Below are 2,849 nucleotides of genomic sequence, written 5' to 3'. Positions count from 1 at the left end.
ATCTCAAAGTATTAAAAAACTTGATTTTTTTAACGTTTCTTTTCATATTTCGTTGAAATTAATATCTTTGCACAATTAAGCCCCACTAATGGAGAATGTATTAATTGCTACCGTCCTGAGTTTTGTTGTTACCTATTTTTCTATTCCAATACTGATAAGAGTGGCGGAATTAAAGCATTTATACGACGAGCCGGACGAACGAAAGACGCATAAACAGCGTATACCAACGCTCGGAGGAATCGGATTTTTCTCCGGATTTATAATCGCTACCGCTATCTGCGTACCCGCGCTGGCGAACTCCCCGTTTCAATATATGATGGCAGCATTCTTTATCATTTTCATGGTGGGGATGAAAGATGATATCGTAGGGCTGTCTCCGTTAAAAAAATTAATAGGCCAGCTTGCGGCCTCTTTTGCTATTATTTACCTGGGTAATCTGCAGATCACAAGTATGTACGGTTTCCTGGGAATTTATGCCATGCCTCCCAATATCAGCCTGATGCTGACCTATTTCACTTTTATTGTGGTTATCAACGCTTTCAACCTGATAGACGGGGTGGATGGCCATGCCGGCAGTATTGGTTTACTGGTGAGCGCGGTATTGGGTGCTTATTTCCTGCATGTGGGTGAAATAACCTATGCGGTGATCGGTTTTGCACTGGCAGGCGGTTTAGCCAGTTTTCTTATTTATAATATTTCTCCTGCCCGTATTTTTATGGGTGATACGGGGTCCTTACTGATAGGATTGGTAAACGCAGTACTGGTACTGAAATTTATTGATGTGGCAGGAAACCCCGCGGGTAAAATGCCTGTTGGGGCTACACCAGCTGTGGCTTTCGCTATCCTGATCGTACCCTTATTTGATACTTTACGCGTATTTGCTGTTCGTATGCTGCAGGGAAGATCTCCTTTCTCTGCCGACCGAAATCACATACACCACTACCTGTTGGACCTGAAGCTTAACCACCGCCAAACCACGCTTGTTTCTGTAGCCATTAATGCTACCTACATACTCGGAGCATTTGTGTTACAGGGAATGGGCGCTACCTTGCTGTTAATGGTTGTAGTAGGTTCCGCTACCTTTTTTACCGGCATATTATACCTGGCACGCCGGAAGAAACTCGCTGTGAAAGCCATACCGGAACCTGTTGTACAACCAACTGCGGCAACAGCCAAAGAAGCTACCAAAATATTGCGTGTTACAACAGAGGGGGTATTACAAGATAAATAATCCTTTGTGCGGTTATTTGTAAGCATTTCTACTTCCATTATCAGGCCCTACTTTGACGATTAAAAGAAAACCTGTAGGTTTGCAGGCACTTAACTATTTATGTTATGCAAGATGATCTAACGCTTATCATTGATGAAGCAGCGGACTCGATGAAAAAAGCTATCGGGCACCTGGAATTGGAACTTACAAAAATCAGAGCCGGGAAAGCCAATCCGCAAATACTGGATGGTATTTTTGTTGACTACTATGGCGCGCCTACCGCATTGAACCAGGTGGCTAACGTAAGCATCGCAGATGCACGTACCCTTACTATTCAGCCCTGGGAAAAAAACATGCTGCAACCAATTGAAAGAGCCATTATTGCCTCTAATATTGGCCTCAATCCGCAAAACGATGGTGTTATTATCCGTTTATTCCTGCCGCCATTAACCGAAGAACGCAGGAAAGAATTTGTAAAAAGGGTGAACAATGAAGGCGAACAGGCAAAAGTAGCCATCAGGAACATCCGCAGGGATGCTATTGAAGCAGTTAAAAAATTGCAGAAAGATGGTTTAAGTGAAGATACTGCAAAAGATACGGAAGCTGATGTTCAGCAGTTAACCGATAAACACATCGCGCTTATCGATAAACATTGCGAAGTAAAAGAGAAAGAAATTATGGCTATTTAAGAAATAACAGCCTGGAAAATATAACAGCGGAGATATTAACGGATAACGATCCGGTTAATATCTCCGCTTTGTTTTACGGTTTATTTAACCGGTGCAACCCTGCCCACCTTGCTGGCCCTGTTTACCAGGTAAACGCCCAAAAGGATAACGGCCATGCTCAGCACCTGGATCCACGTAATTGTTTCATGCGCCAGTAAGCCCCAGCCAACTGCCACCAACGGTAATGCATATGCTACCATGGAGGCAAGCATAGAACCTGCCCTTTTGATCAGCAGGAAAAAGAGCACGGCGGCTACCCCTGTTCCCATTACCCCCAGTACCAGGCCCGCAGAAAGTGAGCGCCAGGGCGCGTTGGGCTGCGTGAACTGAGGAAAAAAGTTACTAAACCACAGTACGGGGAAAGTGAACACCGCGCAGAAAAACATAGCAATAGCCCCCAGTTGCAGTGAACTAAACCCCTGTAATTTATGATGCACCATGCTGATATTAACGCCATAACTCACAGTAGCCAGTATTACCAGCAGTGCATAATACCAGTGACCGTTGGTATTGATACCTTTGGCCGTAAATAATAATACTACCCCCATCAGCCCTACAAAAATGCCTGTAAGCTGCGCCTTCTTAAACGGGCTTTTAAAGAGTACAATGCCCGATAACAGGGCCATTAGCGGTGTTAAGGCATTGAGGATACCCGCAAGAGAGCTGTCGATCTCCGTTTCTGCCAAACAAAAAAGAAAGGCCGGGATGCCGTTGCCCAGGATGCCGGACAGGATGATGACCGGCAGCTTATTTACCGGTGTTTGTTTGAAGGCTTTTGGTAAAAAGGGGCAAAGCGCAACGCCGGCTGCTACCAGTCTTAAGCTGGCTACCTGGTAAGAAGTAAATGATTCCAGCCCTATTTTCATTAATATAAAGGAACTGCCCCATGTGAGTGATAACAGGAGAAATAC

At 44.7% G+C, this 2,849-nt stretch carries 3 protein-coding genes; 2 read left to right on the top strand and 1 reads right to left on the bottom strand.

All coding sequences use genetic code 11. From position 1 onward, the window contains the following. Positions 1 to 88 precede the first annotated feature (88 nt). Both VN105_RS12230 and frr read left to right on the top strand, forming a co-directional pair. A complete protein-coding gene (locus tag VN105_RS12230; RefSeq protein ID WP_325641228.1) occupies positions 89 to 1,231 on the top strand; it encodes an MraY family glycosyltransferase in 1,143 nt (380 codons plus the stop codon). A 104-nt stretch (positions 1,232 to 1,335) separates the two neighbouring features. Further along, positions 1,336 to 1,899 carry a ribosome recycling factor gene (gene frr, locus VN105_RS12225; RefSeq protein ID WP_325641226.1) on the top strand — a complete coding sequence of 188 codons (564 nt, stop codon included), beginning with the start codon at positions 1,336 to 1,338 and terminating at the stop codon, positions 1,897 to 1,899. 80 nt (positions 1,900 to 1,979) lie between these two features. On the opposite strand, the gene VN105_RS12220 is transcribed toward frr, so the two are convergent. Next, positions 1,980 to 2,849 (bottom strand): DMT family transporter (locus VN105_RS12220; protein WP_325641224.1); only part of this gene is annotated, 870 nt, incomplete at its 5' end.

Origin of the sequence: Chitinophaga sp., from assembly GCF_035564935.1 — a bacterium.
Taxonomy (GTDB): Bacteria; Bacteroidota; Bacteroidia; order Chitinophagales; family Chitinophagaceae; genus Chitinophaga.
This window is presented reverse-complemented; position numbering and strand designations above follow the sequence as displayed.

Coding starts and splice junctions, on each gene's coding strand:
- VN105_RS12230 (WP_325641228.1), top strand. CDS start 89: ATGGAGAATGTATTAATTGCTACCGTCCTGAGTTTTGTTGTTACCTAT.
- frr (WP_325641226.1), top strand. CDS start 1,336: ATGCAAGATGATCTAACGCTTATCATTGATGAAGCAGCGGACTCGATG.